Annotated in this window: 17 protein-coding genes; 10 read left to right on the top strand and 7 right to left on the bottom strand. The window is 36.6% G+C overall.

Annotated elements, in window-relative coordinates:
* From EZY12_06170 to EZY12_06145, 6 genes are all read left to right on the top strand, one after another.
* On the top strand, nt 1-174 hold the full coding sequence (locus tag EZY12_06170) for a hypothetical protein (GenBank protein ID QSX69225.1): 174 nt from the start codon (nt 1-3) through the stop codon (nt 172-174).
* 183 nt (nt 175-357) lie between these two features.
* Nucleotides 358-1,101 carry an FkbM family methyltransferase gene (locus EZY12_06165; GenBank protein QSX69224.1) on the top strand — a complete coding sequence of 248 codons (744 nt, stop codon included), beginning with the start codon at nt 358-360 and terminating at the stop codon, nt 1,099-1,101.
* Nucleotides 1,102-1,386: 285 nt separating this feature from the next.
* Nucleotides 1,387-2,766, top strand: a complete 1,380-nt coding sequence (locus tag EZY12_06160; GenBank protein QSX69223.1) for a hypothetical protein — start codon at nt 1,387-1,389, stop codon at nt 2,764-2,766.
* On the top strand, nt 2,763-4,001 hold the full coding sequence (locus tag EZY12_06155) for a glycosyltransferase family 4 protein (GenBank protein ID QSX69222.1): 1,239 nt from the start codon (nt 2,763-2,765) through the stop codon (nt 3,999-4,001). The genes EZY12_06160 and EZY12_06155 overlap by 4 nt, the downstream gene beginning before the upstream one ends.
* 54 nt (nt 4,002-4,055) lie before the next feature.
* Nucleotides 4,056-5,177, top strand: a complete 1,122-nt coding sequence (locus EZY12_06150; GenBank protein ID QSX69221.1) for a glycosyltransferase family 4 protein — start codon at nt 4,056-4,058, stop codon at nt 5,175-5,177.
* A 74-nt stretch (nt 5,178-5,251) separates the two neighbouring features.
* Entirely contained in the window at nt 5,252-6,349 is a 1,098-nt protein-coding gene (locus EZY12_06145; protein QSX69220.1) for an acyltransferase, read from the top strand.
* Nucleotides 6,350-6,555: 206 nt separating this feature from the next.
* On the opposite strand, the gene EZY12_06140 is transcribed toward EZY12_06145, so the two are convergent.
* Nucleotides 6,556-8,664 (bottom strand): S8 family serine peptidase, encoded by a 2,109-nt coding sequence (locus EZY12_06140; GenBank protein QSX69219.1) that lies wholly within the window; start codon nt 8,662-8,664, stop codon nt 6,556-6,558.
* Nucleotides 8,665-8,935: 271 nt separating this feature from the next.
* Between EZY12_06140 and EZY12_06135 the strand changes: the two genes are divergently transcribed.
* Together EZY12_06135 and EZY12_06130 are read left to right on the top strand one after the other, a co-directional pair.
* The gene (locus EZY12_06135; protein ID QSX69218.1) at nt 8,936-9,196 is read left to right on the top strand and encodes a hypothetical protein; all 261 of its coding nucleotides are present in this window, start codon (nt 8,936-8,938) and stop codon (nt 9,194-9,196) included.
* Nucleotides 9,193-9,966: a DNA-binding protein gene (locus tag EZY12_06130; GenBank protein QSX69217.1), complete on the top strand. Its 774-nt coding sequence runs from the start codon at nt 9,193-9,195 to the stop codon at nt 9,964-9,966. The genes EZY12_06135 and EZY12_06130 overlap by 4 nt, the downstream gene beginning before the upstream one ends.
* A gap of 111 nt (nt 9,967-10,077) precedes the next feature.
* On the opposite strand, the gene EZY12_06125 is transcribed toward EZY12_06130, so the two are convergent.
* Together EZY12_06125 and EZY12_06120 are read right to left on the bottom strand one after the other, a co-directional pair.
* Nucleotides 10,078-11,061, bottom strand: a complete 984-nt coding sequence (locus EZY12_06125) for a CHAD domain-containing protein (GenBank protein QSX69216.1) — start codon at nt 11,059-11,061, stop codon at nt 10,078-10,080.
* Between the two features lie 47 nt (nt 11,062-11,108).
* Nucleotides 11,109-11,513 carry a 4Fe-4S binding protein gene (locus EZY12_06120; protein ID QSX69215.1) on the bottom strand — a complete coding sequence of 135 codons (405 nt, stop codon included), beginning with the start codon at nt 11,511-11,513 and terminating at the stop codon, nt 11,109-11,111.
* Between the two features lie 60 nt (nt 11,514-11,573).
* On the opposite strand from EZY12_06120, the gene EZY12_06115 reads away from it, so the two are divergent.
* Nucleotides 11,574-12,140, top strand: coding sequence for a thioredoxin fold domain-containing protein (locus EZY12_06115; protein ID QSX69214.1), 567 nt, complete (start codon nt 11,574-11,576; stop codon nt 12,138-12,140).
* 194 nt (nt 12,141-12,334) lie between these two features.
* Here EZY12_06115 and EZY12_06110 read toward each other — a convergent pair whose 3' ends face one another.
* Both EZY12_06110 and EZY12_06105 read right to left on the bottom strand, forming a co-directional pair.
* Nucleotides 12,335-12,646 (bottom strand): hypothetical protein, encoded by a 312-nt coding sequence (locus EZY12_06110; protein QSX69213.1) that lies wholly within the window; start codon nt 12,644-12,646, stop codon nt 12,335-12,337.
* Entirely contained in the window at nt 12,643-13,020 is a 378-nt protein-coding gene (locus tag EZY12_06105; protein ID QSX69212.1) for a nucleotidyltransferase domain-containing protein, read from the bottom strand. Before EZY12_06105 ends, EZY12_06110 begins: the two co-directional genes overlap by 4 nt.
* Before the next feature lie 119 nt (nt 13,021-13,139).
* On the opposite strand from EZY12_06105, the gene EZY12_06100 reads away from it, so the two are divergent.
* Nucleotides 13,140-14,375: an LL-diaminopimelate aminotransferase gene (locus tag EZY12_06100; GenBank protein QSX69211.1), complete on the top strand. Its 1,236-nt coding sequence runs from the start codon at nt 13,140-13,142 to the stop codon at nt 14,373-14,375.
* Between the two features lie 263 nt (nt 14,376-14,638).
* Here the strand turns inward: EZY12_06100 and EZY12_06095 are convergent, their stop codons facing one another.
* Entirely contained in the window at nt 14,639-15,106 is a 468-nt protein-coding gene (locus tag EZY12_06095) for a DUF29 domain-containing protein (protein ID QSX69210.1), read from the bottom strand.
* 356 nt (nt 15,107-15,462) lie between these two features.
* Nucleotides 15,463-16,191, bottom strand: coding sequence for an ABC transporter permease (locus tag EZY12_06090; GenBank protein ID QSX69209.1), 729 nt, complete (start codon nt 16,189-16,191; stop codon nt 15,463-15,465).
* Between the last annotated feature and the right edge of the window lie 80 nt (nt 16,192-16,271).

The following is a 16,271-nucleotide window of genomic DNA, read 5'->3' as shown; positions in this document are numbered from 1 at the left end:
ATGAGTTATCAAAATAAAGAAATTTACAAAGAGCTTAACGCATCACAAGAATGTAGTGAATCTGATACTTTTACTTGTGATAGATACAGGCAATTTTTTCATCACATTCCTATCCATATTAAAAATGTGCTAGATATTGGATGTAACACAGGAAGGGGTGGAAAACTTTATTAATGTAAAAATTTTTGGCAGTGGCAAAATGACTCGTCTATTTGGTGAAAAAATTCCTATTCTGGCAATATATGGAAGTTATTTAGTTGTTGCTGACAAAACCATGATTCCACAATCATAATAGTCTTCCTGTTCTAAGAAATAAGCCGTATTATAAATCGCAGAGAAAGTGATTCAATGATTACAATGTCTACAAAAGAATTAGTTAGAAAAGTATTACCTCCTTCAGTTATTATTCATTTAATGGCTGCCATGAACTACCAAAGTGGTGAACCTGAATTAAAACTATTAAAATCTTTGGTTGATCCACAAAAAAATAGTATTGACATCGGTGCAAATAAAGGTGTCTATACTTATTTTCTTTCTCGACTCTCGCATCATGTATTTGCTTACGAACCTAATCCAGAATTAGCAAAATTTGTAACTAAATCAGTTGGCTCAAATGTAACTTTTTATTCTATAGCACTTTCTGATAGAGAAGGAGAAGCAATTTTATCTATACCAATTGTTAATAACTTCCTATATGACCAACTAGGAACTTTAGAAACTGGGGTTACTGATGAAAATGGTAGAAGTTATCAAGTTCCATTAAAACGACTTGACGATCAGAATCACACAAATATTGGTTTCATAAAAATTGATGTTGAAGGGCATGAAGAATCTGTAATTGATGGAGCATATAATTTATTAATTACCCAACGCCCTAATCTCTTGATTGAAATTGAGCAAAAACATCATCCTGATCAGGATATATCTAAAATCTTCGCAAAAATATTAGCTTTGGATTATGAAGGATACTTTTTTATTAATGATCAATTGAAAAGTTTATCAGAATTTTCCCAAGAAAAACATCAAGATACTAAAAATTACCAAGGATTACATTCTTTAGGTAAAACATACGTCTGTAATTTTATCTTCAAGCCTCGATGATGCTGGTACAAATTCCTATTTAACGACAAATTTGGACTAGAAAGAATAAAAAAAATGGCTCTTCGGTACTTACTATGCTAAATTAACCAATAAAATCTTAAAATCCTTGCCATATAAGGATTATAGGTTAATTGGACATAAATTTGGCATCAAAAACAATAAAGTCCTTTATTTATAAGGGTTCTGGGGTAAATAAACTCATATTTGGCATAACAAACAAATACCGAAGAGCCAAAAAAATGAAATATCCAAGTTATGTATTTGCAGTCATCTACAACTAACAAAATGATAAAAAAGGGAGTAATTGATAACATAACCCTAGTTATTTTTGCCTTTTCTACAGTTTTTTACTCCCGAATTTTTTGTTCAATTACTCATGCTCCCTCAATTCTTAACCTTGCTCACTTTGGAATTGTTCCATTTGTTTTAGGAGTTGTATTATTCACAAGTAAAGCTAAAGATCATAAACAGATTACCATTGCCTATTCTTTCCTATTCGGACTGTTTATTTTTCTAGTCGCAGTATTAACGAGTGCTTTATGGAATAACACAGGCTTGATTAACGCCATTGTCTCTTTCATGATGCTTGCAGAACCCTTTATGTTTCTGCTGACCATCATCTCTATTTCCATGTCGGCTAAATCTATTACACGCATTAAAAAGTGGCTCATTTGGTCTGCTGTAATTAACTTTTTCCTTGCTGCTGTCCAGAAACCTCTAATTGATGCCGGAAAACTCTATGCTAACGGACTTGATGGAACAGACGGATGTGGCGGAGTCTTTTTCGTTTCTGGAGCCGGAGGTTATGTATCAGCTTCGGTATCAGTTGCCTTTACTCTCTACTTCTTTACTAATGAAAAAACTTTTCCTCTATGGAGTAGAATCGCTCTAATTCTCGCTGCTTTCTGGCAGATTCTATTTTCTGATTCCAAACAAATTGTGCTTGCCTATCTAATCGCCTGGGGTCTTTTAATTTTAGCACATTCCCATGATCTTGGTAAAAGTATAAAATTGCTGAGTGCGATCGCTATCTTCGGATACGGATTTCTGTGGTGTATACAGAACGTAGAAGCATTTCTCGCATTTACAGCTTGGGCGCGACCGGAACTTTACGGACCAGATGGTTATGCTTGGTATACCAAATTTTACTCAGTGCGTTCCATTTTATCTCATTATCAATCCTCTCTGGATTGGTTGTTTGGTCTAGGTCCTGGACATACTGTCAGCCGTTTAGGAGTATGGTTTCTGAAAGATTATTGGTCCATACTCGGACCATTAGGTGCTACGACCAATCCAATTAGTCAAGAAGCAATGAATTTTTGTGGTAGTTCTTGGCTTTGTTCTGGTTCTACTTTTTTCATGCCAATTTTTGGCTGGGCTGGAATATGGGGAGACTTGGGACTTTTGGGTGTAGGAGCATACTTATTTCTAGGCTATTTAGCTTGGCAATACTTTGGTCTAGATGATTCCTTAAAAGTTACTTTACTAACTGTTCTCGTCATGGGTTTTATTTTTACTCAAATGGAAGAACCAGGCTTCATGCTTTCTATCGCCTTTATTCTAGGACTAGCATGGCAAGAACGACAACTGAAGAAACAGATACACAGAGGCAAGAGAGAGAAAGAATTTCCCAATTACCAATTACCAATTACCAATTCCCTATGAAGATTTTAATGTCTGCTTACTCCTGTGAACCAGGTATGGGTTCTGAACCTGGTGTGGGTTGGAATATTGCCCGCGAAGCTGCTAAATACCATGAAGTTTGGGTACTCACCCGACCCGATGAAAGTCAGGATATTATTAACGCAGAATTGGCACGCCACCCCATTCCCAATCTTCACTTTGTTTACTTTACCCTCCCCTTTTGGCAAGATAGCCGACGCTGGGGACAGTCTGGGGGAATGCAGTTTCACTATTACCTCTGGCAAATTCAAGCCTATTTTGTCGCCCGTGACTTACATCAGAAAATTGGCTTTGACTTGAGCCATCATGTCACCTTTGTTAAGTATTCCAGTCCTTGCTTCCTCTCACTCCTACCGATTCCCCTTGTTTGGGGTCCTGTAGGTGGTGGAGAATCAGCACCAGCAAGCTTTTGGCAGGATTTTAGCTTAAATGGCAAAATTTACGAAATTGCTCGGAGCGGCGCTCGCTGGCTGGGAGAAAAAGACCCGTTTGTCCGTCTGACTGCTCAAAGAAGTGCTGTAGTCCGAGCCACAACTAAAGATACAGCCCAGTGTCTCTATAAAATGGGTGTGAATCATGTGCATATTTTGCCGGAATCAGGGTTATCAGCAGAAGACATTAAACATCTAAATCAATATGAAATAGCTAATGAGCCAATAGTCCGATTTATCAGCATGGGTAGACTTTTGCACTGGAAAGGGTTTCATTTAGGAATGCGTGCTTTTGCCCAAGCGAATTTACCAAATACAGAGTATTGGATAGTAGGAGATGGACCAGAATGGGATCAACTACAAACTTTAGCATCAGACTTAGGAATTGCTAAAAAAGTTAAATTTTGGGGCAAATTACCTCGTGAAAAGGCTTTAGATTTATTAAGGGACTGTCATGTCCTAGTTCATCCCAGCTTACATGATTCTGGAGGTTGGGTATGTATGGAAGCAATGTCCGCAGGTCGTCCTGTAATTTGTTTAGATTTAGGGGGACCGGCTGTTCAAGTTACAGAGGCAACTGGTTTTAAGATTCCTGCTGACGAACCATATCAGGCGGTTCGTGACCTAGCAGCAGCCATGATTCATTTAGTTCAAAATCCACAACTGAGAATTGCTATGGGTCAAGCAGGCCGAAAATTAGTAAATGAAAACTACAGTTGGCAGGTTGTAGGAGAGCGTTTAAATCAACTTTATTTAGAGGTTGCTAACAAAAAGGTAGGGGTTTAGCAATGCTAAATCCCTATGAAAGATGTGATTTTTTATAATTTTCGTATTCATAATATGCACATACTAATTGCTGCTTTACACAGACCTACAAATCCAACTGGCGTTTGTAGATATGCTGCAAATCTGGCTCAATGTTTGGCCGATACTCAAGAGGTTAGCAAGGTAACTTTAATTGTCGGAGCATGGCAGAAGTATTACTTTGAATCATTTTTTAATTCCCACAAAATTGAATTAATCAGTGTAGATATCAAAAATAGTTCGTTGTCTAGAAATATCTGGTTTTTATTTGGGTTACCAAAAATAGTGAAAGGACTTAATTCTGACATTGTTCATTTATCTTTTCCTTTGCCTTTCCTGCGGCCACTTTTCTCTGTTCCTGTTGTTTCCACAATTCACGATTTATATCCTTATGAAAAACCAGAAGTATTTGGATATCCCAACGTTATATTTAATCAGTTGTTTTTAAAACAATGTATAGAACATAGTGATGGTCTTACCTGTGTTTCTAAGACCACATTAAGTAGCTTGAAATCATACTTCCCAAATATTCAATCACTCAAACCTATTAATGCTATTTATAATTATGTAGATTTTAGTAATATTGTTCCTAAAAAATATACTAATTTAAACATGAGTGATCATAATTCTTTTTTGTTATGCGTTGCTCAACATCGGAAAAACAAAAATATAGATTTGTTGATTCAATCATTTTCTTTTTTAAAGCAACATAATTATCTAAAAGATGCCACAAAGCTAATTATTGTTGGCAATACTGGACCAGAAACAGAAAGTTTACATAATCTAATTCAGACTCTTCATCTTCAGGATCAAGTGATATTAATTCATGCCATTAAAGATAATGAATTATGTTGGCTGTACCAAAAATGTCAGGTTTTTATTGCAGCTTCATCTCAGGAAGGATTTTGTCTTCCATTAGCAGAAGCTTTATATTTTTCTTGTCAAATAGTTTGTTCTAATATTCCCATACTTAGAGAAGTTGGCGGTTCTAACTGTTGTTATTTTGATCTGGAAGGTGATGCTGTTAATAATCTCTCACAAGCCATTATTTCTACTTTAGAACAGCCTTTAAATAAAACTGTTGATGATTTTCGCTTTTCTAAATTAGATATAGCATATCAATATCTAAAATTATATTCTAGATTTGTCTGTATTTAAATGGAAAATAAGTTTCTAAAAGCAAAAGCTTAAAATTCAAAGATATCTATATCTCAAAGGAAGGTATATATAAGATGTTTAATAAACAAAGACTACTAGGTATTGATTTGCTCCGGGGACTTGCTGCTTTTGCGGTAATTGTTGTTCATTCAGGTGATGAAACATGGGGGGTTTCTGTAAGTTATTGGGCATTACAGTTCAGGTTATTCTTTTATTTTGCTGTCCCATTTTTTTTAGCAACATCTTTCTTTTTTACAACCCGTAAGCTGGGTGAGAATATTTCTTTACAATTTTTATTAGCTAAATTTCAACGTATTTTTATACCCTACACTGTTTGGAGTATATTTTATATAGTTTTGGGAATAATTATTTTCCCACTTATACATCAAAGTCATCGCATAAATGAGCTTTTTCAAGACCCATTTGCAATTATATTTTTTGGTGGTGCATCCTATCATCTCTACTTTTTACCACTCTTATTTTCAGGAACTTTATTAGTTTTTTTATTAGATAATCTAGTAAAACACCGCAGTAGAATTAAAATAATGGCTTTTTTATCTATTGTGGGGATTATTGTTAACTATTTGATTGCATGGTCGGGTAATTCGTTTAACTTAGGTTCTCATACTGCTTTCACAAGCTTATTAAGCTTGATGAAACCTAATACAATAGAATATCTGGTAGCTAGATTCTTACTTGTTCAGATTGTATGGATTTTAATTTGCCTACCTTACTTTTGTTTAGCAGTAGTTTTAAATCATCTGCTTTTAAAAGTAAATTCATCTGTAGTTAAGAGCAGAAGTACAATTTTATTATTTTTATGTATTTTTATTGTTGTCAATACCTTAGGAAAAGTATTTATAGCAAGTGAAGTCAGTAATATTATTATAGCCTTCTCTTTGTTGTTTGTTGGTATCTGTTTGTCAAGTCAGATAAAAGAAAGTAAGATAATTAAAGATTTGGGTAACTGTTCTTTTGGAATTTACTTAATTCATCCAATTATAAAAAAGACAATGGGAATTATTTTGACTTTTGCCGTTCCTCAAGTAACTTCCCAAGTAACGGTTATGTCTATGTTGTGTTTTTCTATCCCTAGTTTTTTCATAAGTTGGTTAGTTGTATCACTGTTAATGAAAAATAAACATTTTGCTAAATATATATTTGGTAATTAGAGTCCAGGATAAACAAGACGAAGATTAAAAATGCACAATTTAGGCTTCATCAATGACTACGTAGAAGTCTACGCTGTGCTATCAATGACATCGGAGGCAGAGCCTCTGTGATAGCATTCCCAGTCAAAGACTGGGAACAAGATAAACGAGATATCGTCAGGATTTGCGATAGCGTAAGCGCGACCTAGGAATCGCTATTTTCATCATTATTTCCCATCTCCAATTACCAATTCCCAGTTATTCAGTTTGCCCACATCTAGGGCTGCATAGTCAATAACTTGTAATTGCCAGTTACCTTTTGCAGATAAAGAAAGTAATTGTTTGAGGGCAGGATGCGATCGCACTGTGTAAGTATTTTGTAATTGATTACGTCGGCCTAATGTGCGACTTTGTAATAAAATTCGCTGATTATTAGGAGCAATTAAATAAACTTCTAAATCTCCTAAAAAATCATGGGTGATGTTCACTGTGACTTGGATATCGGTAATATTGACAGATTCATTAATAGCGATCGCACTTTTAATTCCCTGTCTATTATTATCGGGAATATTCACTACTTGAGTATTTTTCACCTGTATTTGTTTATTACTAACTTTGGCGATTACACTCATTTGCTGTGCTAATCTAACTGCCTTGGCTGCATTGACTTTACCATAACCAAACCATTGACTATGACCGTTACTATCATAAGTACCCCCACGAATACCCAACTGAAGATCAGGGTTATTATCAACAATTTTATCAGCAGTATCTTGAATAACCCGTTTTACTTGTTGAGCGGTTAAATCAGGATTAGCTGATAATACCAAAGCCGCTACTCCTGCAACTAGGGGAGTAGAACTGGAAGTACCACCAAAGTTTTTAGTAAAGTTACCTGCATCATAACCAGCCGCACCTATTTGATCTGTTGTTAATACTCCCAAGCCAAAAAGAGAAGAAACAATAGCCGGTTGTGTATACACAAAACCCGTTTCTTGAAACCACATTCCTGGGGGTGCATTATTACTAGGAGCGCAAACAGAAACATTACTTCCCCAATTACTATAAGCAGCCTTTTTATTTAAACTAGTAGATGCAGATACAGTCATTACATCAGGATGAACTGCAAAACCACTTAACCAATTTGTCTTACCTTGGACAATATTTTTCGGCCAATTCTGTTCATTGACAGTGCCATTAATCGGACGATTAGCATTTCCTGCCGCGAACACAATCACACATCCTTTACCTTTGCGTCCATTGGTAGCAGCGCGATTAATAGCGGCTTTTTGCCGGATAGAAAGGGGAAAATAAACAGCAGAAGCTCCCCAACTACAAGAAATTATACTCGCGCCTTTTTCCACTGCCCAATTAAAAGCATCTTCAATGGATTGATCATCTAAAAAACCAGTAGTGCGAATTGGCATCATGGCACAACCAGGGGCCACCCCAATAATTCCTGAACCATTTTCTTCAGCTACAGCTAGTCCCGCGCAAGCAGTACCATGACTGGTTTCTTTTTCTCCAGGTAAGGGTAAAAAGTCATTTTCTTTTAAATCTCTGGGAGCAACAACTTTACCAGCACCTTGAAAATCTGGATGTTTTAAATCAAAGGAATCATCTACCATAGCGACCACGATAGAACGCACACCGCGAGTAGTATCCCAAGCTTGTTCTACAGAAATATGAGAACCAGCTACCAACTGATTCGTACTATTATGGTTGAGATACCATTGCTGGGAATAAAGAGTATCTTTGGGTTTATAATGGGGTTCTTGTTGAATAAGAATATTCGGTTCAGCCGCTAAAACTTCTGGCAGTGTTTGTAAATAATTGGTAATTTTAATGGGGTTTTGTGTGGCTTGTTTACTAACAAGAAAAACAAAGGTATTTGGTATGCCAATAACTGGTTGATCTTGAACTAAATTTAATGTACGGACAATAGTATTAATTTTAGTATTATCTACCCAAGTAGCAAATTGAATTGTAATTTGGTCACTGAGATAAACAAAAGTCCCAGGATTATTTTGAAGTGTATAAACGTGACTCACAAAGTCTATATTTTTATCAGCACGGAGTTGAAACATTACCGCATCTAGCTGATCAGGGAAAACTGTATATAGTTCTAGCTTTGCTTGGGGAATACTCTGCCGCCATACACCCCAAGGCATTTGTGATAGTTTTTCGCGGGGAAAATTTGCATTGGGACGGATAGTAAAACGATACAGCGTCTTTTCTAGCATTAACTCTTCACCACCGCGTTGTAAGGTCAGTGACTGACTGTTATTTGCTACATCTGATTCACGAAAATCCGCAGGATTAATATTATCACTCATAAGAATTGGGGATTGGTGGAAAATTAATTTGGCTTGTGTCTAGATATTTTAGAACTTCGGGAAAGAATAGTGGATAAATTCTCTGAAAAATGTCGATATCAGTTTGAGAGTATCCGTCTTTCATGGGAATCTATTTCTCGTCGAGAGATGGAAAAATAATACATTAATGATACATTGGGAATGCGATCACTATTCTTGAAATAATAAAATACTATGTAACATAGTAAACAGGCTAGACTGAATCCAGATAATATCTACTGTTAATAAATTCATGGAATTTAAGCCAGAATTTCCTATAGAAGATAAAAAGCCACTGAAAACTTTTGATGTATTTTACCAGGCTGCGCTTCGTTATCCCCAAGCCGCTATGATTTGGATAGAGCATCTTGAACGCATATCTAAAACAGATACTCTCTCAATTTTAAACCGGATTCCACAAAAGCGGATATCACATATAGCAGTCGAATTTACACAAAAGATTCTGGAATTGAACCAAAATAAATTACTTAATTTAAAGGAATTATTACAGTGAAAACACCTCAAACACTATTTCTAGCTTGGCAAGATACCCATAGTCGCTCTTGGTTTCCAATTGGTAGATTAACTTATGATGGCACAAAGTACAAATTTGTTTACACCCAAAGTGTCAAAGAGGCACAAAATACTTGTGGTTTTGAACCTTTATATTCATTTCCTGATTTAGAAAAAGTATATACATCAATCCATTTATTTCCAGTTTTCTCTAATCGTTTGATGTCTCCTTCCCGTCCTGATTATGCTAATTTTCTACAATGGTTAAATATTTCAGAAGCAGAAGAAGATCCCTTCGCAATTTTAGCCAGAAGTGGTGGACAACGAGAAACAGATAGTCTTGCTGTGTTCCCATGTCCAGAAGCAGATGAAAAAGGAGAATATCAATTACACTTTTTTGCTCACGGACTACGACACCTACCTAAATGTGCCATTGAAAGAATTAATCATTTTGTGTCAACAGAAAAGTTATGGTTAGCTCATGAATTTCAAAACCCTCATGATACTAAAGCATTAACTTTAAACACAGAAGATCATCATATTGTAGGTTATTGTCCGCGTTACTTACGAAGTGAAGTTTTTGATCTGATTTGGAAAGACCCTAGTTCAGTCAGACTGGAAGTAGAGCGTGTAAATCTACCACCTACACCACTTCAGTTTCGCCTATTGTGTCATATAACTACTTTGTGTAAAGATGACTTTCGCCCCTTTTCTAGTCCAGAATATCAACCACTAGTAGTTGATAATATCGTAACAGCAAGCGGTTATTAAATTAGATTATATTTATTCCAAAACTTTTGCCCAAGGATAACACACTATCTCAATTATACTCACCCTCAATTCTCTCCCTAAATATTAATACTACTAGGAATCTGCAAGAGCTTATTTAACATTTTCCCCAGTAGGTTGTAATACCACCAAATGTAAACTATATCTAGTATCTGCTTGCAAATAACGTTGTTGTAGTGGTTGCCATTTTTGCCACAATTGATAACGATTTGCGGCTAATAGCGTCATTAGCCCACATAATTGAATCTCAAGTTCTGATTTAAAAATATGCTCTAACCACTCATGTAAAACCATATTATCTTGAATCATGCCCAAGATTTCTTGGATAGTTTTGACATCATGAAGATGTGCGGCAAAAGACTCACCATACAATTCAGTAAATAACTCCATTTGGTAGCGGAGACGTTTGGCTTGTTTTCGCAAATCATGCAGAGTTTTACCTTCTGTTTTCAGATGTTCTTCTAATTGGCTGGGTGTCCATTTTGTTTGCACTACTATTTCCGATTTAACAATTTTAGTCCCAATTAACCATCCTGGATGTAAGCAAAATTCACTAACTTCTGGTGAGAGTAAATCTGGTAATACGTGGTGAATTGGTACGGATGAAAAACTTCGATAACTGGGATTTTTTAACCAATCCTCACATTCATTTTTGAAAGATTTATAAAGGTCATCTTTAAATGTTTTTTCCACATGAGAAAATGCAATTTCTCGCTGCTTATCTAATTCTTTAAAAGCTGTTTGTAAAGATTCTTGTTCTTTTTCAACTAAATGCGGTTTATAATTCTTTTTTAAAGTTTCTTCAAGGACATCTAAATCTCTGAGACTACCTAAAATCCGGGCAAATTTACCAATATTTTGATCACTAACTGATTTTGGTAAATTTAAATATCTCTCAAATCTACTAACAGCAGTTCGTAATCGCCGCATTCCCACTCGCATTTGATGTAGTGATTCTGGATCTTCGTCTTTTTTAACTACTTTTTCCCATTTTATAGTTTTTGTAAAGTGTTTTTCAATGGCTTGGTGTGCAGTTTCACCGAGGGTTTTTATTAATGTTTCTGGGGAAGTTTTCATAAATTGTTCTTGCAGGTTGCATTTATTCTGACTCGGTGACTCCTGACTTAAAGATTAGTTGAAATAGCTTGAACGGGACAAGTAGGAATACATTGTTCACAGACAATACAGCGCGATCGCACAAATGTGAGTTTATACGTCTCTGGATTAATAGCAAGAGCTTCCGTGGGACAAACTCCCGTGCATAAACCACAGTCAACGCATACATCTTCATCAATCAAAATTTCCCCTAAACCCAGGGAAACATGAATATGTTGCGATCGCATCCATTCAATTGCTGCATCTAATTGATCAATATCTCCCAATAATTCTACTACCAGTTTACCAATTTGATTTGGGGCAACTTGGGCGCGGATAATATTTGCAGCCACATTAAAATCTTTTGCTAGTCGGTAGGTAACTGGCATTTGAATCGCACGTTTGGGAAAAGTCAGGGTAACTCTTTTTTTCATAAGGTGGGAAAACAGTAAACTAGATTATGAACTAAGTTAATAAGTCTTAATAAATTGATTATGAGTACCGAAGCCCCTGTAAATTCCAGTAACCGCATCAAAAACTTCTTAATTGCCATTGTAGCGATCGCTTTGGGAGTTGCCCTCTTCTTAGGACTTAAAACTGATTCTACCTCAGTTTCCCTCGCAGAATTGGGTAAAACTGCTATTCCCTTAGAAGTAGCCCTCAGCAACAGTAAACCTTCTCTCGTCGAGTTTTACGCCGATTGGTGTACAGTTTGTCAAAAAATGACTCCCGACATGGCTAAACTCAGGCAACAGTACGACAACAACCTGAATTTTGTGATGTTGAATGTTGATAATACCAAATGGTTGCCAGAAATGCTCAAGTATCGAGTAGACGGGATTCCCCACTTTGTCTTTTTGGGTAAACAAGGGGAAACTATAGCTGAAACCATTGGTGATATCCCGCGCACCATTATGGCTAGTAACTTAGAAGCCTTAATTGCTGGTTCTCCCCTTCCCCACGCTCAAGCTAATGGTAAAACCTCCCAATTTTCTGCACCAGTTGCAACAGATGGTGATCAAGATGATCCTCGTAGTCACGGTAGCCAAGTTGTAAATTAGGTGATTGGGGATTAGGAATTAGGAATTTGTGTTGTTTAATTATTGGCTAAAAAAGCATCAAATTTATTTATATCTTCCATAAATATTTGATGACAACCTATAAGTTTATTAGCTAAGTCAATAATTCTTTGATGATCTAAATCATAGGCATACAAATTCCTGCTGACATGACGAAATCCGCGAAACTCATTAAGTTATTCATAAGTATCTTGAGAAATAACAGCGGGGCGAATATTTGGAACTGGGACTAATAACTGCCCTAATAACTGTATATGCCAATCTGCACTTGATGGAGTAACACCATCTATTTGTTTAGCAATCAAAGCAAAAACTCTTTCAACACCAGTATAGAAATTTTGTACATATAATGCTAAACCACTCATCAACCCATCAAGATAAATAGGATCATCATTTTGCTGAATTAATAATAATAATCTATTAACTCTATTCACCAATTCTTCAAGCTTGATTAGTTCTTCAGCAATTTTTCTCCTCAATACAATCATAGTTCTATCCCTTGAGAAATTGCAGGTAAGATATAAGTTTTAGCGTGTTGCGCTTCCATTAAATCAATAGAAAAATCTTCAGCAATATCCAAAAGAACACCGACAGCTTTAAAATAATCTTTTTCTGGTAAACCCCAAACAGCTAAATCAATATCAGAACGCCAACTCATTTGTTGATGATCCAATAAAGAACCGAATAAAACAACTTTTTCGACCCCAAATCTTTCTTTCAAAATTTTGGTACATTGTTGAGCAATTTTTAAACCTTGCTTTTGCCGTTCTTTCATAGCAACTAGAAACTGAGGACGATTTTTTCTAGCCTCTAAAACCTCTTGGATAATTCGTTGTTTAGTAGCTTCATTAATTAGACTCATATTTTCTTGAATATGGGAATTTTCTAAACTAATTATAACTCGACTCCCTTTAAAATTTCTCTATCAGACATTTCTCCCATGAAGATAGTGTATCATTGTCTTTTTTCTCAAAATTTACTATGGCTACGATTAACGACAACTACCTGAAACTCAAAGCTGGTTATCTGTTTCCAGAAATTGCGCGTCGGGTAAACGCCTTTGCACAAGCTAACCCTGATGCTAAAATTATTCGGTTGGGGATTGGTGATGTTACCGAACCCTTACCAGAAGCTTGTCGTACAGCCATGATTAAAGCTGTAGAAGAAATGGGCGATCGCTCAAGTTTTAAAGGATATGGCCCAGAACAGGGTTATGCTTGGTTAAGGGAGAAAATCGCTACCCACGACTTCCAAGCTAGAGGAGCAGCTATAGAAGCCGATGAGATCTTCATTTCCGACGGTTCTAAATGCGACTGCGGCAATATTTTAGATATTTTCGGTCATGATAACACCATTGCCGTGACAGACCCAGTATACCCCGTTTACGTAGATACTAACGTTATGGCGGGTAACACCGGAGATGCTAACGAAAAAGGCGAATATGGTGGTTTAGTTTATTTACCTGTCACCGCTGAAAATAACTTTACCGCTGAAATTCCTAGCCAAAAAGTTGATTTAATTTATCTTTGCTTTCCTAATAATCCCACAGGTGCAACTGCAACCAGAGAACATTTGCAAGCATGGGTAAATTATGCCAAAGCTAACGGTTCAATTATCTTTTTTGATGCCGCTTACGAAGCATTTATTACTGATCCTACCTTACCTCATTCTATTTTTGAAATAGAAGGCGCTAGAGATTGTGCCATTGAATTCCGTTCTTTCTCCAAAAATGCCGGGTTTACTGGAACTCGTTGCGCTTTAACTGTAGTTCCTAAAACCCTCACAGCTAAAGCCGCTGATGGTTCTGATGTGGAACTTTGGAAACTATGGAATCGTCGTCAGTCTACCAAATTTAACGGCGTTTCTTATATTATCCAACGCGGTGCAGAAGCTGTTTATTCCGAAGCAGGACAAGCACAAATCAAAGCTTTAGTTAGTTTCTATTTAGAAAACGCTAAAATTATCAGAGAAGAACTCATAAATGCTGGTTTAAATGTTTATGGTGGCGTAAATGCACCTTATGTATGGGTGAAAACTCCCCATGGTTTATCCAGTTGGGAATTTTTCGATAAATTATTAGAAACCGTGAATGTAGTGGGAACTCCCGGTTCTGGTTTTGGGGCTGCTGGTGAAGGTTATTTCCGCATTTCTGCGTTTAATAGTCGGGCAAATGTCGAAGAAGCCATGAAACGGATTACCTCTAAGTTTAAGGTGTAGAATATGGTGGTGGGCAGTGGTGTCAACTTAACCTAAAACCTTTGTCTTGCAAGGAAAATAAGTTCTTCTCGTTCCCATACTCTGTATGGGAATGAATTTTAGAAGGCTCTACCTTCAATAAATAAAGAAGCACCAGCCTCTGGGATGGCATTGCCAGTCGGAGAATGGGAACAAGATATGGTAAGAATTTAAGCTTAAGTTGACACCAATGGGTGGTGGGTAATTCCCACCCTACTTTTGTAAAGTGAAACTTCCCAAGTCATCTATAACCCGTAGAAATCCTCATCTAAAATTTGCTCAATCGAAAAAGGAAAGGTGATAGGATAGTCACTTTCTTCCGGTATACGAACCCCAAATTTAGCAAGTTTACCCTCCTTAATTGCTACCTTACGAGCATCAGGATAGGCTTTTTCTACAGCTTCTACTAGGAAACTTTTGAGAGAGGGGGTATCAGCTAAATTATCGAGAACCCGCTGACGATGTTCCACAACTGAACTGTACCAACTTCCCTTCATTGAATCGGGTGCATCATCCTGAATCTTTAACTTGAGTAAATGAGCTAATAAAATTTTGAGATTGCTTCTGAGCGTATTCTTCTCTGATTTACCCAAATCAACTAACTCCTCAATCAAATGCTCAATATCCAGCGATTCAAATTCATGATTTTGTAACTGTTGAATTGTTCGCTCAATCCATAATTGCAAATCGCTATCATATAGGGTATTAGACATCTTTTAGATTTACTCCCAGTTCAACTAATTAGCAGCTTTCAGGCTTTGGAAGAATTTGCATCAATCATCACAACTGGTTAAATTATAACCGAGTTAATCATCATTATTTGGAAAAATTGAAATATTATGAGTCACCGAGTCAGTAGCCACCGAGTCAGAATCAATCAGTCGAGGATTCAGACCTGCGACTGATTAAAGACCACCAAATCTGCGATTTGGTGGGGGTGCAAAAACGCCGGTTATTCATCCGCCACTCGCACAGAATACCCAACTGAATTCTGACTCTGTGACTCCTGAATTCTGTTTGATAAAGAAAGTAGTAATTTAAGAATTTCCTGTATTTTTTTAATCATTCCCTATTCTCTCTTTTCCCCCGCTGTTCTAATCAATTCCCCTATCAAAGCGACAATCGCAGTCATAGAAATTAACATCACACTTAAAGCATTAATATCCGGTTTGACTCCCGTTCTAATGCGGCTAAAAATTTCTATTGGTAGGGTATTAGCACCACTCCCAGCCGTAAAACTAGCAATTAAAAAATCATCTAAACTCAATACAAAAGCCAATAAACACCCAGAAATAATCCCTGGCATTAATTGCGGTAATAAAACCAAAATAAAGGCTTGGATTGGGGTTGCACCTAAATCTAATGCTGCTTCTTCTAAATGAGGATTGATATTATTCATCCGCGAAGAAACCACCAACCCAACGTATGATAGACAAAAAACAATATGGGCAGCAATAATAGTCCATATACTCAAAGGAATAGCAAAAGCTGCTAAACATACTAGTGTCGAAACAGCGATCGCAATATCAGGAATTAATAAGGGTAAATAGGCAATTCCCTGATATAATTTCTTACCAGGAAAGTCATAACGTGCCAAACCCACAGCCATTAATGTTCCGAAAACTGCGGAAACTCCTACTGCACAAAAAGCCACCAACAAACTATTAGATAACCCCGATAAAATCCGTTCGTCACTAAATAGTTTTCCATACCATTCCAGGGTGAATCCTTGCCATTTAGCACTGTAAGGTGACTTATTAAAGCTATAAAAAGCCAGTACCAGGATAGGTAGGTACATAAACACAAATATGACTAGTGCGAAAACCGCTTGCCAGGAGACACGCGGTTTATTTATTTGTTTGTATATATTCATTTTAC

This window comes from Dolichospermum sp. DET69 (genome assembly GCA_017355425.1).
Classification (GTDB): Bacteria; Cyanobacteriota; Cyanobacteriia; order Cyanobacteriales; family Nostocaceae; genus Dolichospermum.
Note: the sequence above shows the minus strand (reverse complement) of the source record. Positions and strands in the feature narration are given on the sequence as shown.

Excerpts from the sequence above, each read along its gene's own strand:
- EZY12_06170 (QSX69225.1), top strand. The coding sequence starts at position 1 with ATGAGTTATCAAAATAAAGAAATTTACAAAGAGCTTAACGCATCACAA.
- EZY12_06165 (QSX69224.1), top strand. The coding sequence starts at position 358 with ATGTCTACAAAAGAATTAGTTAGAAAAGTATTACCTCCTTCAGTTATT.
- EZY12_06160 (QSX69223.1), top strand. The coding sequence starts at position 1,387 with ATGATAAAAAAGGGAGTAATTGATAACATAACCCTAGTTATTTTTGCC.
- EZY12_06155 (QSX69222.1), top strand. The coding sequence starts at position 2,763 with ATGAAGATTTTAATGTCTGCTTACTCCTGTGAACCAGGTATGGGTTCT.
- EZY12_06150 (QSX69221.1), top strand. The coding sequence starts at position 4,056 with ATGCACATACTAATTGCTGCTTTACACAGACCTACAAATCCAACTGGC.
- EZY12_06145 (QSX69220.1), top strand. The coding sequence starts at position 5,252 with ATGTTTAATAAACAAAGACTACTAGGTATTGATTTGCTCCGGGGACTT.
- EZY12_06140 (QSX69219.1), bottom strand. The coding sequence starts at position 8,664 with ATGAGTGATAATATTAATCCTGCGGATTTTCGTGAATCAGATGTAGCA.
- EZY12_06135 (QSX69218.1), top strand. The coding sequence starts at position 8,936 with ATGGAATTTAAGCCAGAATTTCCTATAGAAGATAAAAAGCCACTGAAA.
- EZY12_06125 (QSX69216.1), bottom strand. The coding sequence starts at position 11,061 with ATGAAAACTTCCCCAGAAACATTAATAAAAACCCTCGGTGAAACTGCA.
- EZY12_06120 (QSX69215.1), bottom strand. The coding sequence starts at position 11,513 with ATGAAAAAAAGAGTTACCCTGACTTTTCCCAAACGTGCGATTCAAATG.
- EZY12_06115 (QSX69214.1), top strand. The coding sequence starts at position 11,574 with ATGAGTACCGAAGCCCCTGTAAATTCCAGTAACCGCATCAAAAACTTC.
- EZY12_06110 (QSX69213.1), bottom strand. The coding sequence starts at position 12,646 with ATGATTGTATTGAGGAGAAAAATTGCTGAAGAACTAATCAAGCTTGAA.
- EZY12_06105 (QSX69212.1), bottom strand. The coding sequence starts at position 13,020 with ATGAGTCTAATTAATGAAGCTACTAAACAACGAATTATCCAAGAGGTT.
- EZY12_06100 (QSX69211.1), top strand. The coding sequence starts at position 13,140 with ATGGCTACGATTAACGACAACTACCTGAAACTCAAAGCTGGTTATCTG.
- EZY12_06095 (QSX69210.1), bottom strand. The coding sequence starts at position 15,106 with ATGTCTAATACCCTATATGATAGCGATTTGCAATTATGGATTGAGCGA.
- EZY12_06090 (QSX69209.1), bottom strand. The coding sequence starts at position 16,191 with ATGTACCTACCTATCCTGGTACTGGCTTTTTATAGCTTTAATAAGTCA.